Source organism: Lysinibacillus sp. ZYM-1 (genome assembly GCF_001308875.1).
Lineage (GTDB): Bacteria > Bacillota > Bacilli > Bacillales_A > Planococcaceae > Lysinibacillus.
In genome coordinates this window covers 39793-59628 of the sequence record NZ_KQ465131.1, presented here as the reverse complement: position 1 = coordinate 59628, position 19836 = coordinate 39793, and the positions used below count along the sequence as shown (strand labels likewise).

The following is a 19836-nucleotide window of genomic DNA, read 5'->3' as shown; positions in this document are numbered from 1 at the left end:
ATACTATAATGTAAGAAATGAAAGAAAAAGCGATTGTGAAAACGTAAATCCGTTCTCACAATCGCTTTTGTCATCTTGTGGACTTTTTCAGTGTCCTCGGTTTTGACCGAGCTCATTTTTGTTATGTTATAAAACCAATTCAAAGAAATCCCTATACGGATTATGTTTTCTCATTCTAGCACCTTAGTGAGCAACTTGTCCGCCATCAACAGCATATACATAACCGTTACAGAAGCTTGCGGCATCAGAAGATAGGAATACAACGACCTCTGCAATTTCCTCAGGTTTGGCAGAGCGACGCAGTGGGACGTTAGAGGTACAACTTCTTCCCATACTTTCGGACAATGTAAAAATTCTCAATATCGCAAATCCTGCATGCTTTCAAACGGTGGGAATTGCCTGGAATAAAAACAGAAAAAATTCATTTGTGGTAAATAGCTTCCGAGATTTTGCCATATCATTTTTGAAAGATAGTGCTAATTTTAATAAGGGGAAAAATATTTAGATTGGAATAGCTAAGTTATTAAATAGCGTAAAAAAATCACTTGTTAATGATTTTTTATGTTGACGAAAATGCAACGATGCAAAATGGTACTCTGGTGGCACAAAAAAGGAGGGGGAAAGAATATAATAATTATGTGATAATTGAAACTCAATTTTAGGAGTGACACATTGGAAACGTTCATAGCTGCTATATGGGTTACGTTCATTTTTGGCAGTTTTTCATATATGTTGTTGAAATACCCTCATGATGTTTTAAAGGTGAGCCCCTTTTCAAGAGAATTTTCAGAAAACCCTTTATTAAAAATCTTCATCAAGTTTGTGGGGTGGATTTTTTTATTATTGGTGATTGGCGTTTGGACTGAAGCCATCGTCACCCAATTGGGGATGGTATAAAAGTACAACCAATGGAGTCTCCATCGCTTTGATTAGTCAGTTCTTGCTTTTGAACATAAAAATGCAGAATATTATTCCAATTTGGTGATTTTTTGCTTATTATTAAATTGGAGGTGGTTATTAGATGTATAGTAATACTGCAAATATGCTTAAACAAACTACTAATCTTATAAATGCATTGAATAAATTAAAACAAAACCTGTCCTTTGTAAAATCATATGTCATTAGCGATAAAATATTGGCAATCTATTTTTTAAGCAATGCATACAGTGACTTTAATTTATTCAAAACTATTTACTTATCTGTAACACCTGGCGATCAAAAAATTGATGAGTTCTTACAACAGTTTGAAAAATTCTTCGTTGAAGTAAACAAATACTTAGTATTTTTTACTGAAGATTGTACGGAAGATAAACTGCATAAAGAAGTAATGTTTTCGATAAATGAAACAGAAATGTATTTATTAAATCTGTTAGATATGTATAGATAAATGCCTAGACATTCCTTCATTTGAAGGAGTGTCTTTTTTATTGCCAATATAGTATAACCATGCTGAAAAATCGTATCATAGAAGTTGGATGATCAACGTGTTCATGGAAGGTATTAAACAAAAAACCGGCAGTAAAAAAGTTGCCGGTTGGGGATTATTATTTAACTTATTTTGAATTGTTTTCGTTTGCAAATCGACCAGAAGCAAATTTTTTGTTAGCTTCTGCTTGTTGGATTTGTTGACGAATTTGATTGACATCTGTTTCATTTCCGAATTCTTCATTCATTGAGTTTCTTGAACCAGAAGCTTGTTTTTTGTTAGCTTCCGCTTGTTGGATTTGTTGACGAATTTGATTGACATCTGTTTCATTCCCGAATTCTTCATTCATTGAGTTTCTTGAACCAGAAGCTTGTTGTTTGTTAGCTTCTGCTTGTTGGATTTGCTGACGTATTTGATTGACATCAGTCTCATTTCCAAATTCTTGACTCATTGAATTCATAGCATTGGGTGTTGCATTCGGAACGTTTTGGTTAAAATTTTGGTTGTTATTATTTTTGGGCATGGATTTCACCTCCTGAAATTAGTTTGTACAGAAGATGTTTTAATATCCGTAAATTTTTCTATATTCACGGGGCTATTCCTTTTGCTTAATTGCTAAAAATAGAGAGAAACTAATTGCAATAAACATTATTATAGAAAAAATAATGGTAGCAGTGGCTTTAAAGGAGAATGAAGTAATCAATAAAACGAGAGAACAAATGATAATTGCTGTACGAATTAAAATATTTGTTTTTATGCTAGGTTTAAAAAAGTCTTCTAATATACCAAGTAAAAAACATAATGCTATAAATAATAAATACTCATAAAGCAGTATTGGTTCCAAATATTCTGGACTGAACCTAGTTAACTGAACAGCAGAAATGAGCATAAGAATATATTTTGTATATTTAAAAATGCCTGACAAAGTATCACCTCATATTTATTTTAGGTAACTAAATAATGTAAATCCAGATGGCATTAATCCAAGTCTCTATTATGGGGGCTTTTTATTTTTGTAATATAAAGATCCGTTTGCAAATAGTAAGGGACCAAAGGGGGGTCTTGGAGGATAACCTCCCTTTTGATTAAAAGAATAGGAAGGCTGTGAGAGAAGTGGAATGACGAGGCATACTATGTTACGAAGGTATCTATGAACCTAGTGATTCAGGGCGAAATCGTTCTAAGGATGGCAAAGTCAAACATTTCATTAGGCATGGTAGGAGAGTTTAGAAAGGTCGAATTCTTTTAAAAAATTATTCAACGATAATTGCCTTCACAAAGAAAATAATAATCATGCCTTTGATTTAGCATTCCAATCAGCTTCTGTTTTTTAGTTTTTTTTCAGTTTCAATACCTGCACTGAAAACGGCGAATACCATACCAAAGAAAAATATGATTTGAACGAATCGATCTGCTGTCCAATGCCCCAAAAAATTCATGAAAACAAAGATGATCACTAAAATTGTTGAAACAACTTGCATATAGAAACGTAAATTATCAAACATTTTTATGCCTCCAATTTATGTAAATTAATGCGTACTTTAAGGTTAACATGAGTTTTGTGTGAAAGCCATTTATTTACTAACAGCATTAAGATTATCTGAAAAGGTTTTATGTTTGTCTGTTAACTTCAAATTTAAACCAAGTTTACCGTTTAAACGTTCCTCGATCCGTTTCGTAACTATATAATATAGCGGAATATATTTCATAGTATAAAAGAATATAAAAGAATGGGGTCTTAAATGAAAAAATCAGTTTTACTTAGAATATTGGCATGTATAGCCGTGTTACTAATTCTTTTTTTAGATGGCATACAAGCCTACGATTTTCTTATCCTATTGTTTGCCGTTTTCTTTATAGGAGCCCCGTGGTACAAATTTTTAAAAAAGTAAATTTAAATTTAGGACCCGAAGTCTGAAGAATTTGGTGGAATGCCTGAGATTTTACTACAGGTTATCATGCGGGTTTCTTAGTGTGGGCGTGTATACAAACCATCTTTCTGAAAAGGCTGCAAGTAAAATGAAATTGACAAGAAGTGAATATATAGTTGATATTGATTAAAAGTAGATTTTAAGAACACTATAAAAATATTAAACAAGAAAGCTCAAACACTCAATTTAATTACGTTTGGGTTTGTAAAATACAAACGTATGTTCTATAATAATACAAACGGATGACAGAAAACCTTATTAAAGCAATGCAGCATAATCAATTTTTAGATTGGATGTACATGACAAAACAGTGTTAAAAAGGCGTATCAAGATTTTGTAATTGTTGGTAATTCGATTCAAACATAGGGTCTTACAAAAAAAGCCAAACACACATTTATGATAGATTGTGTTTGGCAGTTGTTCCAGTCATTTACAAGGAACAATCAGCTGTATGGTTAGTTTTGAACCAAGGCGACTACTCCATAAATTTGTGGTATATGATATGTTCGTTTAATTATTATTGCGTGACTATAAGGGAAAAGATGAATGAATACTTTAGTGATTTGTTTTTTCTAATCTAGAATAATACCCCAGTGAAAAATTGCTTTGTACCTAAAAGTACCCCACATAACAATACAATTAACGGCATATAAATAAAGGTAGTTCAAAAATAGATTTTTCAGAAGTTGATATAATCATAGTTCGTTTAACTCAAATACTAGAAAATAAAGCTAAATCTTAAGGAATTCTTCAGGTTCTAATAAGAAAATATTTAGATTCAAAGTATATACTTAATAAAAAAAGGAAATTCACGAAACCATTTGAAGATTTAAAACGTATTGGTAGTTGTAGAAAGAATATTGGAGTAGGTGAAGAAATGGCACATACGATTTACATAGTATTAACTAAAACAGGGACATTATTATCGAAAGCGATAGGTATGTATACAGGAAGAGAGATGAATCATGCGTCAATTGCCTTTGATGAAGGACTATTTGACATGTTTAGCTTTGGACGAAGGCAATTAAACAATCCTTTAAGCGGAGGCTTTTTGCGAGAGGACGCGGAAAGAGGGCTATTTGAGTCAGCAGATTGTGTCATTTATCGATGTAGAATTTCTCATTATCAATATTTAGAAATGATGAAAATTGTGCGCTATATGTATTGGAATCGAGATCGTTATAAATATAATTTTATCGGGCTTTTTGGTGTGATGATGCAAAAGGAAGTGCGAAGAGAGCGTGCTTATTTTTGTTCCCAGTTTGTAGCGACGCTATTAAAAGTGGGAGGGTTAAAAATTTATCAAAATCCAGCATTGATGACGCCACACTGTCTAGCACAATTGCCATACTTAGAGAAAGTATTTGCGGGAAAACTGGCAGACTATTTACATGTTGTGCGTGAGCCAGCCATGTTGTATGGCTAACGTAAATAGATTTCCAAGCCTTGACATTTCATATAAATTGAAATGTCAAAATAGTAGGTTAGACAGGTCATCTTTTTGGTTACCAAGAAGATGGCCTAATTTTTTTCATTAGTAATATTTACCTCATACCAAATGAAAATAAACCTAGTTACAAAGAAACTGAAAATGAGTCCTATTGCTGTTAATGAGCTACCATAAAATTGGTATCATATTGATTAGGGAGTTGAGTCGGTAGTGACAACAGCAGGGAGGAAATGTAAATGAGTGAGGAAGTCATTGCGGTTGGTTGGGATGCGGTTGATCAAGCATTAACACAGGTGTACGGGGAGCAGGAGCCAAAGCATTACGGAACCATGATTCCTTATTCTTTAGGGGGACAAGACCCTTTAGATGGCATAAGTGCCTATAAAAGTGAAACACCGATTCCCCATTGGCATTTTGTTACATATGGGTTCTCGGAATTATATGAAAAAGAACTTGAAAATGAAGAATATAGTGGGTATGGATTTGAATTGACATTTCGTTTAGTGCGCAGCGAGGACGAGGACGAGCCCCCTGCCTGGGCCTTGAATTTACTACAGAATATGGGAAGATATGTTTTTAATAGTGGGAATGTTTTTAGAACAGGCGATTATTTAGATGCAAATGGTCCCATTTGTCTCGATGCCGATACACAATTAACTGCACTTGCCTTCACACATGATCCTGAACTTGCTGAAATGGATACGCCAAATGGCAAAGTGGAGTTTATCCAAATGGTGGGCATTACAGAGGATGAACTAGAAGCGATGCAAACATGGAAAACACTCGGTGTGCTACAGGCAGGCATCAACCAAATTCCAAGCTATATAACAGACTTAACACGAGCTTCGTTATTACAAAACCCTGAGATTGTAAGGGCGGTTGAACGAGGAATGGTGGAAGATGGTTCAAGTACAGGCTTTCTATTCGTCGATCAACTGGCTTGGCAGGTAGGGAAAAAGGGTTGGTTTAACAAGCAATCCAATGTTGTTCAACTAGGAGCTAAGCAGGCAGATGTCATTAGCAAATTATTACGTGGACGGATTTTAAAAGACAAGAATCTTAGCTTAGTCGGTCAAGATTTAACAATTGTGTTTAAAGCGGATAATCAAGTAGGTTATCGTGAGAATGAACAGGAAATTACCATTACATTGAACAAAGCGGCAGTTGACGAGTTAAGTCAAAAGTTAGTGCCGCAAGAAAGTCAATTTGCATTATCTTCTTTAGATGGTGTCAGTTTTCAAATTATGAAAACACATATTAAGAATCAAGAAGGAACGGTTGTGAAAACAATCGGATAAGATGATCTCTCGCTAAATAATTTTTGGCGAGAGATTTTTCTCTAAGAGAGAGGGTGTAGCATTTGAAGCAGTCTGTAGAGAATTTTTTAGCGGATGTGTGGGAGAAACTTACCGCCGTTTATCAGCAAGAAAGTCAACGCATAAGTGCCATTCAAAATCAAAGTCGACTACAAGCTGGGATCTTTAACTATTTAAAAGTTGCATGGAAAAAAGGTCAAAGCCAAAATGGGACTATTTATATTGATGTCTACGAGCCATTTAGTTGGAGTGATAGTGCGTATAAGGTGGATGCAGGGACATACATACAAGAATTTACAGAAAAGAATCAAGTTGAGGAACTTTTTTCGGCATTAAGTACGAAAATGGAGAGGATGTTTCAAGCACAGCCATATGGGCCTCGATTTTTTGATTATCATTTTCAGGTAATGCTCGAATTTGAGCATGGAGAGACCATTTGGGTTTTTCAAAAGGAGCTGCTTCATGAACATAAGCTGGCGTTCATGAAACAGGAGTTAGCTTCTTTTATTCAAACAAAGGTTTTGGCTGAACTTCCTGTACGTCCAAGTGACAATGATGAATTTTTCTTTGCCCAGCATTTGGTCAATCCACATTTCTTTCAGCAAACAGCAGAGGAGATTGAACCTCTTGTTCGCCAACTACAAGAAAAACATCTTGCAAATAAGGAGCGTTTAGATCAGTGGATCTATTATTATACGACAGCCTTTAAAAATTGGGCAGAGGACCACTTTTTAAAATACCATTTTGAACAAGCAGGAGATTACACAAATGAGTGGGTGCCAAAAACCGAGGACACAGCACAGGATATCGAGCAGGAAAAACTAGATTTCTTTCTTTATGTGACAGTCAAACTAGGTTACAAAGAACCAGCTACTCGTTTGCAATACCTGAAGCTTGCTAAACAGCTTGGCTCTCAGCAGGCTATAGATTATTTGCAAAAAGGAAGCGGCCGTTTTGAAAGTATGCACAAAAGTGATGTTTTTGAAGGCAGAGCGAATGATATTTTGCAAACGATTGATCTACGAATGAAGGAAGAAGGAGAAACGGCTTATCGAGAAGCGCTTCATTATATCATTCATCTTTTACAGGAAGGCTTTCCAAAGGGTTATAACATGACATTAAAGGCGAAAGTGAAAAATTTCCTTCCGCTTAAAAAGCTAGCCAAATCAAAGCTGCATCAGTTTTTTGCTAATTGCCTAGCGTATCCTAGTCTTTTTCCTTTATTAGCGGATTATGCTCAGATAGCCATGGAGGAATTTACATGGTATCAGGATGTTGAGCCAAGTGAAAAATCAGCCATGCCTGGCACTTATGCAGTTTTTGGATTAGGACTATACAGTAAGGATTACTTTCCGCTCGTGTTAAATTATATGGCCCTGGTCGATTCCGAACATCAGTCTGTGCAGGATTCTTATGGGGAAGCTTTTGTAGAGGCTCATGGCTTATCAACTGAGCTAATTCCTGTGTTTGTAGCGATTCTGCTTGGCGCCAATGAATCAGCTAAACCGCTAAAAGGGATTGAAATAATGGATGCAAACCTTTTAAAGGCCCTTGTTCAAGAGTTAGAAGATAAAGAAGATTATGAGCGTGAATTTGTTCTATATCGACTATTTGGCAGTCCTCAGAAGTTGAGACAGCGTATGAAACAAGAAGCAACACAGATTAAAGAGGAGCTAGAGAAATTACGACAATGGATTAGTTAGGAGGAAAGTCGAATGGAATGGATGGAGGTTAGTAAATCCAAAGATCTTGAGACTGTGCGGGCAGCTGTGGACAAGCTTGATGTAAATGAACGCGATGTGCGAGGAAGAACACCGTTAATGCTTTTCCTGACTAATCGGATGCCACTTGAGGGGATTGAGCTGCTACTTGCACAAAATATAGACTTGGAGGCGCGAGATAAGCTAGGGGATACGGCACTCAAAAAAGCCGTGAAGTTTAAGCAGAAGGAAGTTATTTCATTACTACTTGCAAGAGGCGTCACTTTACAGGCTACAGAAGGCATTACAGCTACTGCCTGGTATGCAGCAAGAGCTCATCGAGACATAGCCGATTTACTGTTAGATACACCTGGTGCCATCAGATTGTCCTTGAATTCAGAAGAACAACGAGAAGTGGATGCCATCTTATATGAAGAAACTTTAGACAAGATGTGTCATCAAATAAGCAAAATTTCTTCGCCTATCATTTTGCATGCTGTAGTCAATGGTTACAACTGGGATGATGGTCCAGAGCCGATGATAACGGTAATGAACAATCCAGCATGTGCTGTTATTACCTTTATGGATATGTTTGAGCTGATGGAAGGCGATTATTGGCTAGATCAAACAGAAGATGAAATCGATAGTTCGCTTTGGAAGCGGCCGTGGAGAGAGATGGCGGAAAAACTAAAGGTCAAGTTAGAACTTTAGCAGGAGGAAATTTTTAATGGATCAGAAAGCAAAGAAAATTCTAATGCAAACATATTGGCAATCAGGTAGATGGAAAGCGGGAGGATTTACTTATACAGAGGATGATTTTCAGTATGCGAAAAAGATGGGCTTGATGTTTGATCGCTTAACGATTTCTCATGATGAATGTGTAAAAAGATTGAGACAGCTTCATGATGAAGTTTTAACAAAGGATCTTGTAGTGAAGGCTTTTTTGCACAGCCTTTCAACCCGTAAAGTACATATGCGGAGTGCCTTATCAAGCTGGGCTTTAACAGCAGATCTACCGATTCATACGTATCGTGAGCGACCTGAAGAGTTGGTATCCTATAGTGCCTGTGGCTATTGTAATGAACAAAAAATGATGTCGAAGGAAGAATATATAAACGAAGATTTGAATGTCCTTAATTTTGAACGGGTGAAGTGGGGCGGTATTCGCTTAAACTGGCTAATGTATTGTTTACTCGATCTAGAATGTTTAGTACAAGAACAAGAGTCATTGATTGTTTGTGAGGAAGATATAGAGATTTTAAAACAGATGCTAGCGGCAGTGAAATCCTGTAAAGATACGGATGCAGCTAGACAATTAGAAAAGCGCTGGAAGGATATTTTTAAGTCCAATCAATATGAAAGAGATGTTGTTATGGAAATATGGGGGTATGCAGGTTTATTAGTATCAAAGGATGATTATCGCAAGGAGCGCGGACGAGGAACAGATTTTATGTCAATGGCAACTTGGAGAGGACAAGACGGCTATACTGAAGAAAAAATGATGTTCTACTTTGGTTCCTATCTTTAAAAAGGAGCGTTTTTTCGATGAAGAAACAAACAAAAAGACCGTTGAAGATTGTCGACCTACCTAAGGAGCCAATAAAGAAAATACCCTATAGGACAGCAGCGCCTCATGGAAAAGGAATAACTTATGATTGGCTTCCTATCTTTTGGGGTGAGGTGATTGGCCTTCCTGAGGAGCTAGATGCGTTGATTGTTGCCTCCGATTTACAAGGAGTAGTTGAACACGATCATAGGTTGCTGGGAGAAGAGTTAGCTGATACATGCGCACAATTATTTGAAACGCATTTTTCTAATTTGAATCCGTCTAAAGTACTTGTATGCTTATGTGGAGATTTATATGTGAATCCATTGAAGAGAGGCTCGAGTGGGAATTCGTTGCCGGTATGGCAGGCATTTCAAAAACAATTTGGTTTTGTAGTAGGGGTCGCTGGCAATCATGATGTTTTGTCCGATGATGCTCAAGCTGAATTGAGCGCGATGGAGGGAATTCATTTTTTCTCCACTGCCGAGAATGTTATGTATAGTGGATTAGCCATAGCAGGATTAGGAGGAATTATTGGCAGAGTCGACAAACCGAATCGGATGGGGGAAGCAGATTATATGGGCTGTTTGCGTCAGCTCTTAAGACAAAAGCCTAAGCTACTGGTACTTCATGAAAGTCCTGCCATTCCAGCAAAGGTTCCAGGTAATCCAAGCATTTGGAATGAGTTACAGGGTGCTTCTGATCTCATTGTTTGCTGTGGACATGTTCATTGGGAGACACCACTGATAGAGTGTGACAATGATTTGCAAGTTTTAAATGCAGATGGAAGGGCTTTTATCTTTACTACGACTTCTTTAGATTGAAAAGTACTTGAAATTTCATAGATGAAAGGAGATGTGTAATGCGATGGGTGCATGGGGTTATAAAGCGTTGGAATGTGATGAAGGATTAGATGTAGTTGGCTTTTTACGGGATTTTATTGAACAACATAAAGTTTCGAATCACTGGACATTATTAAATATTGTACAAGAAATGAAAAATAAGGGCTTTTTCGGGGAAAGCTTCGAAGATATCGATTTTTTCTATGATGTTAGTGCAATGGCGCTAGCAGAAGTTTATATCCAATATCTCGATAGTAATGAATTTTGTGGTGCTCAAGTACAAATAATGGCAGATGAAGAATCTTTGACATTTATCTTAAGGTATCTACAAGACATTCGAGATGAGATTCCTGATCAGTATGGAGAGAGGGAGATTATAGAACTATGGAGTGAATCCGAGAGTTGGCCTGAATGGAAGTCTAACCTAGCTCACCTGATACAGAGAATAGGACAAGAAATCAGCCGTTTGCAATAAATGGGAGGATAGGAAATGACCTTTGTATAACAGCTTCAACTTAGGAAATAATTTACTATCGCAAATGGGACAATAATGGCTATATCCCTGACTCCCTCCTCAAGCTTTTATAGATATGGTCGACATCGAAGTGCTTAAAAAGATGCGCCCGATATAAAAGGTCATTTTATTCTTTATCCAGTAGTACAAGAGGAGAATTAACCACGTCAATTGTATCTGACATTTTATGAACAACAATGGAAGCTGTACTTGGTGTAAAAACACAATGAAAGAATTCATGACATTAAAGTATCTTGAATCCTTTCAAAAGATTATACAAAGAAAAAGCTGACTAGAGCTAACAAGATGGAAATAATAACGATCGGTCCAATCATTTTCATATGTCGTTTTCGTTCCAAAACAACAATCGCAACATATTCACGAATCATGGCGTTCGGCCAATAATAAAAGGCTGTCTTCGATCCAATACCCTGACTGTTCAAGCCCGCAAGTCTGGCATAAATACCTGCACGGAACAAATGAAAATTATTTGTCGTGAAGATACTGTTATATGCCTCAGCTTGTTTGATTTCATCCATTATCTGCTTCGAAAATAGCATATTTTGATAGGTATTAACAGATTGGTTTTCTTGTAGCGTATGCTCAATAGGAATGCCTTTTTCGATCGCATACCTTTGCATGGCTTCAGCTTCAGGTAGATTCTCATCAGATCCTTGACCACCAGAAAAGAGAATGGTTGGTGGTGTGCTAACTGCTGCTTGTTTATAATAGAAATCCATCGCTTTTTGAATGCGGCTAGCTAAAAGGGGCGGGACCTTGTCATTAATTAAGCCACTTCCCAATACAATGATAAAATCTTGATTATACTTTGGTCGATTAAATTGATAGAGAAAATAAGCTGATAAGAAATTAGATAAATGGATAAAGAAATAAAACGTAATTAGGGATATCCCAGCAAATATTGGTTGAAGATGGGCTGAAAACAAGCTAGCGGGATTAATAATCGGTAATAGGATAAATAATAAGATGCCAATAGCCACTAGTAAAGTTAAGGAATTGGCCAAGCGTCTACCCTCCCGTTTCATTAATACTCTCGCATTTAAAAACAAGCCAAACATTAAAGCAATAATGGCAAAGGGGATGATGATAAATAAGGCAATCAGTGGAATAATGACAACCAGTCTTAAAAAGTAAAAATCAGATGCTAAAGAAGCAATAAAGCAAAATAATAGAAATGAACAGACAAACATATTAAATAATAGTCCGTTGATCATCTTTCTCGGATCTTTCCGATAAGAAAGGAGAAAAATGATGAAAAGAATAAGTGGAATAATGCCAAAATACATAAAAATTGCACCTCTAATGATGTGTTGTGGATGATATCTTTCTATTATAAGTAATTATTAGCTGAAATCAACTAACTTATATGCCTTCTGATCAGTAATGAAATAGCAGCGATTTCCTTAAAACCAGATACAAAACGAGCCTTTTAAGTTTTGGAGCTGTTTGCTCAAGCCTCACTAAGGTAATGCAATTCTGTTATAATATCAAACAGATAGAGGTGATGAACATGTATATAGTGACGATAGAAGGTATACCCTATGAATGGCTTGAACCATTGCAAGAACTACATGCCCATGTCTTCGACGGTGCCAAGCTGTCAGTCGAAAAGTTAGAAAGAAAAGAGGGTCTTCTTTGTTTATTGGCGGTTGAGGAAGAAAGCATAATCGGCTTTAAACTAGGCTACCCACATCCAGATGGTGTATTTTATAGTTGGTTGGGTGGTGTTCATGTCACGAAGAGAGGGCAGGGAATTGCTAGTCAGTTAATGAAAAAACAGCATGAACATATCAAAACATTAGGTTTTCACAAAGTTCGTACATATGGCAGAAATGCACGTAAAGCCATGCTCATCACCAATCTCAAGCATGGGTTTGATATTGTTTCAACATTTGTTGATGAAAAGGGAAGACATAAAATCATTTTTGAAAAAACAGTAGATTGAGGAGTTCAACATGAAAGCTTATTTAGCAAATGGATTATTTTCTTTAGGAGATCGTTTAGTCAATGAGCAGCTAGCAGCAGCAATTCGTGAGGTAGTACCAGGTATCGCATTATACGTACCACAGGAGAACGATGCCATCAATGATAAATCGGCTTATGCGGATAGTTTAGCAATTGCTCAAGCAGATTTGGAGATGCTGCAAAATAGCGATGTATTGATTGCTGTATTAGATGGCGTTGAAATTGATTCAGGTGTGGCCGCTGAAATCGGGGCGTTTTCCATGCTAAACCGTCCCATTATTGGTGTAATGACAGATGTTCGTCAACAAGGACGAGACAATATGCAAAAAATAGAGGCACTGGTACGAGATGGACTAGAAAATCAATTTGTCTATCGTAATTTATTTGTTATTGGCTTAATTAAACGTAATGGGGTTATCACATCTTCTATTGAAGAGGCTGTGGAAGCTATAAAAGAGTTGAAAAACGAGGAGGTATAACTAACTATGCTATTAGCAACATCAGATGTTGTGGCTGGAAGAGAAGTTATGGAAACATTAGGTCTTGTGAAGGGGAATTCTGTGCAGACTAGAAACATTGGGCGTGATATGATCGCTGGACTACGAAATATTGTGGGGGGAGAAATGAAAGAGTATGCTGAAATGCTCGTACGCTCCCGTGAAATCGCTACACAAGCAATGGAGGAAGAGGCACGTCAACTAGGTGCAGATGCCGTTGTAGGCGTACGCTTTGCAACGTCTTCAGTGATGGATGGCACATCAGAAGTGTTAGTGTATGGCACAGCTGTCAGATTAAAATAAAAGGCAAAGGACTTTAATCGAATGGATTAAAGTCCTTTTTATTTCAACATACTTTTGCTTCATTGTTTGTGAAATTATTGTTAATTATGTCAAGAATACAGCCTATTTCGTTTATTGAATGATGTTTTATTGCAGGAGGCGTATAGTACCAACTATACCAAATAAAATAGAAGTAAGGTAGTGATATAGACTAAACATGTTCAGATCGTTTGGCATTTGACATAACAGAAAGAGTGGGATTTATGGTAGATTCACAACAGAGTAAAGGCTATCGTGTTCTTTCAATATTTGACAGATTAATGGATGGCCAAGGAATCAACAAGAAGCAGGAAGCATTGATACATCAAGTTGGTGAAAAAACAATACAACGAGATATCGATCTAATACGAGCATATATGAAAAAAGCTAAATGGGATTATCATTTACAATATATGCGAGCAGCAAAAGAGTACAAGCTGACAAATACTGCGAACAATTGTTTATCAGAAGAGCAAGTAGTAGCGGTTGTCAAAATACTTATCGCATCAAGAGCATTTTTAAAAGCAGAGATGAATGATATTATTGATAAGCTCATTTCTCTTGTGGCAACAGATCCACAGAAGAGAAACATGATGAAGGAAAAACATCTTTATGTTGATATGCATCGAAATAAATCATTATTATCTCTTATTTGGAGTATTTCAGCAGCCATTGAAAAGCACAAGATGATCGAAATTGAATATGTAAGCGAGCGTGACACGACCTCGACTCAAAAGATTTTAAAACCTCTCGCTGTTATCTTTTCAGAATACTATTTTTATTTAATAGCAGGGGATCTAGACCTACCAATTGTTTATCGAATGGATGATATTCAACAGGTACGTGAATTAGATAAAAATTTTCAAAATCCATATACCAATCGCTTTCAAGAAGAGGCGTTCCGCAAGCGTATTCAGTTTATACACACTGGTGAGCTCACGCAACTTCGATTTCTTTACAAAGGAATATCTCCCCAGGCAGTGTTAGATCGTTTGCCGACAGCAAAATTAATCTCGCAAAAAGATGGTGCACACTTTTTTGAAGCAGAAGTATTTGGACTTGGTATCAAAACGTGGTTGCTGAGTCAAGGGGCCCATATTGAAGTAATGGAGCCTATTGAGCTAAGAGAAGAGATCATTGCGACTATCCAGTCCATGCAACAAAATTATCGTTGTATTTAAAAACCCATGCCTTGGCGCATGGGTCATTTTCATTATTGTTGAAAAAGCTGTTCAATGAATGTCATATCAAAATCACTAGCAAGCTTGTAATCCTTCATGTAGTTTTCTTCATATAAATAAACGAATAAATGCTTGGCATCATCTAAACGTAAGCCAACTTCTCGGTCACCTTTAAGAGCTAAAGTTATCCAATAAGCTTCTTTAAAATTAGATTTAGCAAACCATACCTTTTTTAATGGTTGCTCGTTCAATTGCTGCATGATTTGATTCATTTCAGCCGCCTCAGTAATCTTTATTGTTTTTTCATCTGAGGCACGAATAATTTCAATGGCATTAATTTCATCAACATCAAGACGCTCCGTAACCTCCTTTGAAAAATCAGTGTCACGCGTTAATAGCATTGTAGAGATATACAGAATAAGTAGTGGTAGTAAAATGCCTAGAAGTATTTTATATCTTTTCTTCATGCTTGTCTCCTTAAATTCTAAAAATTCGCACATATGTATTCTTATCCACGCTATAATTGAGCATATACTGAAATGATAAAGGAAGGCAATCAAATGACACATAATCATGCAGAAAAAGAACTTTTTTATCCAAATGGAACAATCATGTATCAAGGTGGCGTCAAAAAAAATGATTTTGGCCACGATATTTATGACGGCAAGGGTACAATATTTGATCAAGAAGGTGAACGATTATTCGAGGGTGAATTCGTCAATCATATGAAGCAAGGAAACGGCATTATGTTTTTAAAAGGACAACTCGTTTATCAGGGCGAATTTATTCAAAATAAAAAACAAGGTCATGGCATTTTATATAAGGACGGTAAAATTCATTATGAGGGGCATTTTCGTAATGATTTAATGGATGGCTATGGCATTTTATATTATGAAGAGGATGCGATTGCCCCTTATCAAGCATTGCGAGCACAGTATCCTCATTTAAATCAGCCACAGTATGAGGGTGATTTTGTTCATGGCATGAAAAAAGGCAAAGGCAAGCAATATTATCCAAATGGATTTTTACAATACGAAGGTGATTTTATTTGGCATCATATGCAAGGGGCAGGGAAGCTCTTTTACCCTACGGAATCACCAACAACTGAGGAGCTTACCAATGGTGTGACAACGCTCCAATATGATGGCCATTTCTTTGAAGATATGAAGCATGGCAAAGGGAAAATCTATTCTAGGCATGGTGCTCTTGAAGCAGAAGGTCAATTTAAAGAGGATGCGATGACAGGACGAGGAACACTTTATTATGCCAATGGACAGGCCTCCTATATAGGGGAGTTGGTGCATGGTAAAAAGCATGGTCGAGGCGATTTTTATAACCAAGAGGGAAAGATTATTTACAGTGGTGAATTTATCGACGATGAACGATTGCGGATTACGCCTGAAATCGAGCAAGAGATTGAAAAACTACAAATGCAACTGGATAGTCTTGTAGGTTTGCCTAATGCCAAAAAGGAACTACATAATTTAATAAATTTTATTAAAATCCAAAGCCTGCGCGTAGATCATGGCTTAACAAGTTTCCCCATTACCTATCACCTTGTTTTCTCAGGTAATCCTGGCACAGGAAAAACAACAGTGGCACGTATTATTGGTCAAATCTATAAGCATCTTGGTGTACTATCAAGCGGGCATTTTGTAGAAACAGATCGTGCAGGGCTTGTCGCAGGATATGTAGGTCAAACAGCGTTAAAGGTTCAAGAAGTGGTTCATAAGGCAAAAGGAGGAGTTCTTTTTATTGATGAAGCTTATTCTTTGATCAACGACAAACAGGATGCATTTGGCAAGGAAGCAATTGATAGTCTATTAAAAGCTATGGAGGATTTACGGGATGACTTAGTCATCATCGTTGCTGGTTATACAGAGCTAATGGAGGAATTTTTACAATCCAATCCAGGTTTTAAATCACGCTTCAATCATTTTGTTCAGTTTGATAACTTTAGCACGGATGAACTCTATGATATTTTTGCTATGCTTTGTCAAACCAATGATTATAAATTTGGAGAAGCTTTTGCACATCATATGAAAATGCAACTACATCAAATGCCAATAGAAAGTATTCCTAACTTCTCTAATGGTCGTTATATCCGAAACTTGTTTGAAAAACTGGTAACGATTCAATCCAATCGTCTAATCCAACAGTCAATGATAACAAAAGAACAACTAATGACATTTGAGGAGCATGACATCTTACAGGGGATGGCAGAAAATTTATTTGATAATACGTTTTAAAGAAAGGCTTCAGTTGTTCTTTCTCGTTTAACACGAGTTATGATAAACTAAGTTCGTTACATTTTTCTGAATAATAGAAAATTAATGTCCGTTAGTGAGCTAGTTTAATAGACGGTAAATGAATTTTGATGATCAAAGAAATTTTCTCTATTAAAGGGATTAAATTGGAGGGAATAGGAAATGGATGTTAAGACACTTTTGCTACAACAATGGGCAAGTTGCTTAGATGAAGAAGACTGGTTTCCGCCACTTGAACAAGTATTAGAGGATATTACGTTTGAACAGGCAATTTGGAAACCAGTCGAGGGGCCAACGAATTCCATTTGGGAAATAGTTTGTCATTTACTTTTCTATAAAAAGAGACTTCTAGTGCGATTCCTTGGTGAAACAGCGAATGAACCACAGGCAGAAAATAATGACGCTACATTTCGTTTACCAACTGTGACGATGCAAAATTGGGCTGAAACCAAACAGGAATACTTGTATGTTCATCGTGAACTTGAAAAAATACTAACTAAATCAGAAGAAGAGGATTTGTATAGAGAGATCCGTGGAGAAAGAACATTAGTGCTTGAACTGAAGAGTTTAGCAATGCATGACGCCTATCATATTGGGCAAATCGTATTTCTAAGTAAAATGCAAGGAGCTTGGCCAGGGCAACGCAGCTGTTAAATAGCTTTACAGTTATGCCCTTATAGTGAGCTTTAATGGTATAAGAACGGGAACGTCCAAATGGGACGTCTATTACAAATTAAAGGTTAATTTTTTAACTGAAATAAAAAGCGCTTGAAACCTTATAAATACTGAGGTTTGAGCGTTTTTTCGATTGTGGTCCCATGCTCGATCAATTTTTACTTGATTATTCTTAAAATCGAAACAATCGGTTGTTAATCCAGTTAACTAACCAAATCGTAGTCCTGATACGAGTCCTAACAAAGTTAAATCGTAAGTACTTGTGCAAGGTGACATGAAATTAAATAACTCTTTGAATAATTTGATACGATCATTGTAGTTGGATGGATATAAGGGTATTTATGTAGAGGGTGTCTAATAAAATAGTATTAGATTAAGGGAGGTAGGTGGTTGGAATTGGATTTTTTGAAATGGTTTTACATTGATTACATGTGGTTGTGGCTAATGTTATTGTCGAGCATTTTGGTGTGGGGTATATTCATTTATTCTCGAGACAAATGGCTGTCTCAAAAATTCACATTTGCATTCGGTTATACAATGATAACATTATATTTTTTATTTCCTTGATTTAGATGAATTTCTTAACATCAAGGAAGTTCGGAAAAAAATGATATAAATTGATATTATCAAGTTTTATCAAAAGCGTACGGAAATACGCTAACAAAATAACAGTTACAAAATAACACGTTCGCTTATACTTGTATGTCAGAAACAAGCTAAGTTAAACTTTCTTTAGTTCAGAAGTTTGTCCTCTGAGGATAGGCTCCTTTTTATGATATGATTTTAAGGGAAGGGATTTAACTTGTATAATAAAATGATAATTTAAACGAAAAATGGTGAAGTGAAAACTCTTAATGGTTATTTTAATGTAGATGCTGTAGGTGGAATTTTAGCAATATACAACGTGCAACCTTCTGAAATTACGAAAAAGAATAAATCAATGTTGTCTATTTTAGGTGTTTTATTTTTAAGTTTAGCATTAGCTAGTGGTGCAAGTGCGAGTAGCAAGCAAACCACATTATGAAAGTGATGGAGGTGGAGGTTCATCTAAGCCACCAAGCTGTGTCAAAGCACCTTGCCCAATTCAATAATTAACTAAGCATCCATTTGATCGTGGGTGCTTTTTTATATCAAAATGTTATTACATACAATCATTTCCATTCGCATTATGATTAGTGTGAAGGGAGGTATAAAATAATGAAGCGATTATCTGTTATATATTGTGAAGCAAATGGCGAGTGCCTTGTAATGAAAGAATTTAAAGATACAACACCTGTTTTGCCAAATGTAGGTGATAGAGTAGGGTTGGAAAATGCATTTTACAAAGTAGTAAACCGTGACTTTATTTATACAGAAGAAACCAATACTGTCGAGGTGTATATTTATTTAGATAACTAATACATAAAAGTCACACCTAATTGGATGTGGCTTTTTGTAATGTTCTATTTTTCTTATAATTACAATCTATTCTATGTTAAATGGAAGAAAAAATTTTTCAATTTATTAAAGAGATGCTGGAAGAAGAAGTTAAAAAATAAATTTGCTATTTCCCGGTAATTATTCAAAAGAGGATTGTATGAATGATTACGGAGAATTATACAGGAAAATTGCCCTACATCATTATAAGTAAGTTATAGTTTTGTATAAAGTCACATCTAACAAGGAATAGGACAAGAGATACAACTTTTTGAAATAAAAGAAATTAATATGTTGTGTTCAATCTATTCTTAAATTGCTAATGATGTGTAACCTCGTTTTTAGAGTTATTGTACTTTCTACTCTCTGTATAATCTATAATAACTTTGTTTAAAATACCCTATGTAGCAGAAAATAAAGTTATATAATAATCAATTCTATAACTATTAAAGGTTAAGATACAAGAATTATTTTTAACCTTTTGATAGTATTTTGGAAGAATCGTTGTATTTTATCTTTAACATCATTCACCGTTCTAAATTAACACACCTTTATAATTTAAAGCTCTTCATGCGGTTTAAAACCTACTTTCCTCATCAAAAACTACTACACTATGAATCATGTATATCACAATTTGTGCCCCAAATAGCAGAGCAATTAGAATTATTGCTTTCCGCTGTGAAACGTTGTTGATGGATCCTCATTTGGCATGTTAATAGTCTCATTATTAACATTTGTTAGTATCGATCTATCTTTTTTTATAGTACA

At 35.9% G+C, this 19836-nt stretch carries 23 protein-coding genes; 17 read left to right on the top strand and 6 right to left on the bottom strand.

The annotated features are described in order from the left end of the window. Positions 1-183: 183 nt before the first annotated feature. Positions 184-345 (bottom strand): SDR family oxidoreductase, encoded by a 162-nt coding sequence (locus tag AO843_RS24175; protein WP_231630199.1) that lies wholly within the window; start codon positions 343-345, stop codon positions 184-186. A gap of 327 nt (positions 346-672) precedes the next feature. Here AO843_RS24175 and AO843_RS18225 point away from each other — a divergent pair, with 327 nt between their 5' ends. Together AO843_RS18225 and AO843_RS18220 are read left to right on the top strand one after the other, a co-directional pair. Further along, positions 673-897 (top strand): hypothetical protein, encoded by a 225-nt coding sequence (locus tag AO843_RS18225; RefSeq protein WP_231630198.1) that lies wholly within the window; start codon positions 673-675, stop codon positions 895-897. A gap of 124 nt (positions 898-1021) precedes the next feature. Next, the gene (locus AO843_RS18220) at positions 1022-1387 is read left to right on the top strand and encodes a hypothetical protein (RefSeq protein ID WP_054612514.1); all 366 of its coding nucleotides are present in this window, start codon (positions 1022-1024) and stop codon (positions 1385-1387) included. Between the two features lie 166 nt (positions 1388-1553). On the opposite strand, the gene AO843_RS18215 is transcribed toward AO843_RS18220, so the two are convergent. From AO843_RS18215 to AO843_RS18205, 3 genes are all read right to left on the bottom strand, one after another. Further along, a complete protein-coding gene (locus AO843_RS18215; protein ID WP_082389526.1) occupies positions 1554-1949 on the bottom strand; it encodes a gamma-type small acid-soluble spore protein in 396 nt (131 codons plus the stop codon). A 72-nt stretch (positions 1950-2021) separates the two neighbouring features. Continuing rightward, on the bottom strand, positions 2022-2351 hold the full coding sequence (locus AO843_RS18210) for a hypothetical protein (RefSeq protein WP_054612513.1): 330 nt from the start codon (positions 2349-2351) through the stop codon (positions 2022-2024). 391 nt (positions 2352-2742) lie between these two features. Next, positions 2743-2931: a hypothetical protein gene (locus AO843_RS18205; protein ID WP_054612512.1), complete on the bottom strand. Its 189-nt coding sequence runs from the start codon at positions 2929-2931 to the stop codon at positions 2743-2745. Between the two features lie 1303 nt (positions 2932-4234). Here AO843_RS18205 and AO843_RS18200 point away from each other — a divergent pair. From AO843_RS18200 to AO843_RS18170, 7 genes are all read left to right on the top strand, one after another. Continuing rightward, positions 4235-4783 carry a hypothetical protein gene (locus tag AO843_RS18200; RefSeq protein ID WP_054612511.1) on the top strand — a complete coding sequence of 183 codons (549 nt, stop codon included), beginning with the start codon at positions 4235-4237 and terminating at the stop codon, positions 4781-4783. 260 nt (positions 4784-5043) lie between these two features. Beyond that, entirely contained in the window at positions 5044-6105 is a 1062-nt protein-coding gene (locus AO843_RS18195) for a suppressor of fused domain protein (protein ID WP_054612510.1), read from the top strand. Positions 6106-6167: 62 nt separating this feature from the next. Continuing rightward, a complete protein-coding gene (locus AO843_RS18190; RefSeq protein WP_054612509.1) occupies positions 6168-7826 on the top strand; it encodes a DUF6138 family protein in 1659 nt (552 codons plus the stop codon). A 12-nt stretch (positions 7827-7838) separates the two neighbouring features. After that, entirely contained in the window at positions 7839-8534 is a 696-nt protein-coding gene (locus AO843_RS18185) for a DUF4274 domain-containing protein (protein WP_054612508.1), read from the top strand. A 16-nt stretch (positions 8535-8550) separates the two neighbouring features. Then, a complete protein-coding gene (locus tag AO843_RS18180) occupies positions 8551-9351 on the top strand; it encodes a hypothetical protein (RefSeq protein ID WP_054612507.1) in 801 nt (266 codons plus the stop codon). A 17-nt stretch (positions 9352-9368) separates the two neighbouring features. Beyond that, positions 9369-10193 carry a metallophosphoesterase family protein gene (locus tag AO843_RS18175; protein ID WP_054612506.1) on the top strand — a complete coding sequence of 275 codons (825 nt, stop codon included), beginning with the start codon at positions 9369-9371 and terminating at the stop codon, positions 10191-10193. 43 nt (positions 10194-10236) lie between these two features. Then, positions 10237-10686 (top strand): DUF4259 domain-containing protein, encoded by a 450-nt coding sequence (locus tag AO843_RS18170; RefSeq protein WP_054612505.1) that lies wholly within the window; start codon positions 10237-10239, stop codon positions 10684-10686. Positions 10687-10997: 311 nt separating this feature from the next. Here AO843_RS18170 and AO843_RS18165 read toward each other — a convergent pair whose 3' ends face one another. Then, on the bottom strand, positions 10998-12032 hold the full coding sequence (locus AO843_RS18165; RefSeq protein ID WP_054612504.1) for a YdcF family protein: 1035 nt from the start codon (positions 12030-12032) through the stop codon (positions 10998-11000). 224 nt (positions 12033-12256) lie between these two features. On the opposite strand from AO843_RS18165, the gene AO843_RS18160 reads away from it, so the two are divergent. The 4 genes from AO843_RS18160 (at position 12257) to AO843_RS18145 (ending at position 14710) form a co-directional block, all read left to right on the top strand. Continuing rightward, positions 12257-12691, top strand: a complete 435-nt coding sequence (locus AO843_RS18160) for a GNAT family N-acetyltransferase (RefSeq protein ID WP_054612503.1) — start codon at positions 12257-12259, stop codon at positions 12689-12691. A 10-nt stretch (positions 12692-12701) separates the two neighbouring features. Then, the gene (locus AO843_RS18155; protein ID WP_054612502.1) at positions 12702-13190 is read left to right on the top strand and encodes a nucleoside 2-deoxyribosyltransferase; all 489 of its coding nucleotides are present in this window, start codon (positions 12702-12704) and stop codon (positions 13188-13190) included. A gap of 6 nt (positions 13191-13196) precedes the next feature. Further along, positions 13197-13511, top strand: a complete 315-nt coding sequence (locus AO843_RS18150; protein ID WP_054612501.1) for a YbjQ family protein — start codon at positions 13197-13199, stop codon at positions 13509-13511. Positions 13512-13753: 242 nt separating this feature from the next. Beyond that, positions 13754-14710 (top strand): helix-turn-helix transcriptional regulator, encoded by a 957-nt coding sequence (locus AO843_RS18145; RefSeq protein ID WP_054612500.1) that lies wholly within the window; start codon positions 13754-13756, stop codon positions 14708-14710. A 32-nt stretch (positions 14711-14742) separates the two neighbouring features. Here AO843_RS18145 and AO843_RS18140 read toward each other — a convergent pair whose 3' ends face one another. After that, a complete protein-coding gene (locus AO843_RS18140) occupies positions 14743-15177 on the bottom strand; it encodes a DUF5301 domain-containing protein (RefSeq protein ID WP_054612499.1) in 435 nt (144 codons plus the stop codon). A gap of 93 nt (positions 15178-15270) precedes the next feature. On the opposite strand from AO843_RS18140, the gene AO843_RS18135 reads away from it, so the two are divergent. From AO843_RS18135 to AO843_RS18120, 4 genes are all read left to right on the top strand, one after another. Then, the gene (locus AO843_RS18135) at positions 15271-16959 is read left to right on the top strand and encodes an AAA family ATPase (protein ID WP_054612498.1); all 1689 of its coding nucleotides are present in this window, start codon (positions 15271-15273) and stop codon (positions 16957-16959) included. 180 nt (positions 16960-17139) lie between these two features. After that, positions 17140-17631 carry a DinB family protein gene (locus tag AO843_RS18130; protein WP_054612497.1) on the top strand — a complete coding sequence of 164 codons (492 nt, stop codon included), beginning with the start codon at positions 17140-17142 and terminating at the stop codon, positions 17629-17631. A gap of 862 nt (positions 17632-18493) precedes the next feature. Further along, complete coding sequence (locus AO843_RS18125; RefSeq protein WP_054612496.1) at positions 18494-18676, top strand: hypothetical protein; 183 nt, start codon at positions 18494-18496, stop codon at positions 18674-18676. Between the two features lie 173 nt (positions 18677-18849). Continuing rightward, positions 18850-19050 (top strand): hypothetical protein, encoded by a 201-nt coding sequence (locus tag AO843_RS18120; protein WP_054612495.1) that lies wholly within the window; start codon positions 18850-18852, stop codon positions 19048-19050. Positions 19051-19836: the final 786 nt, after the last annotated feature.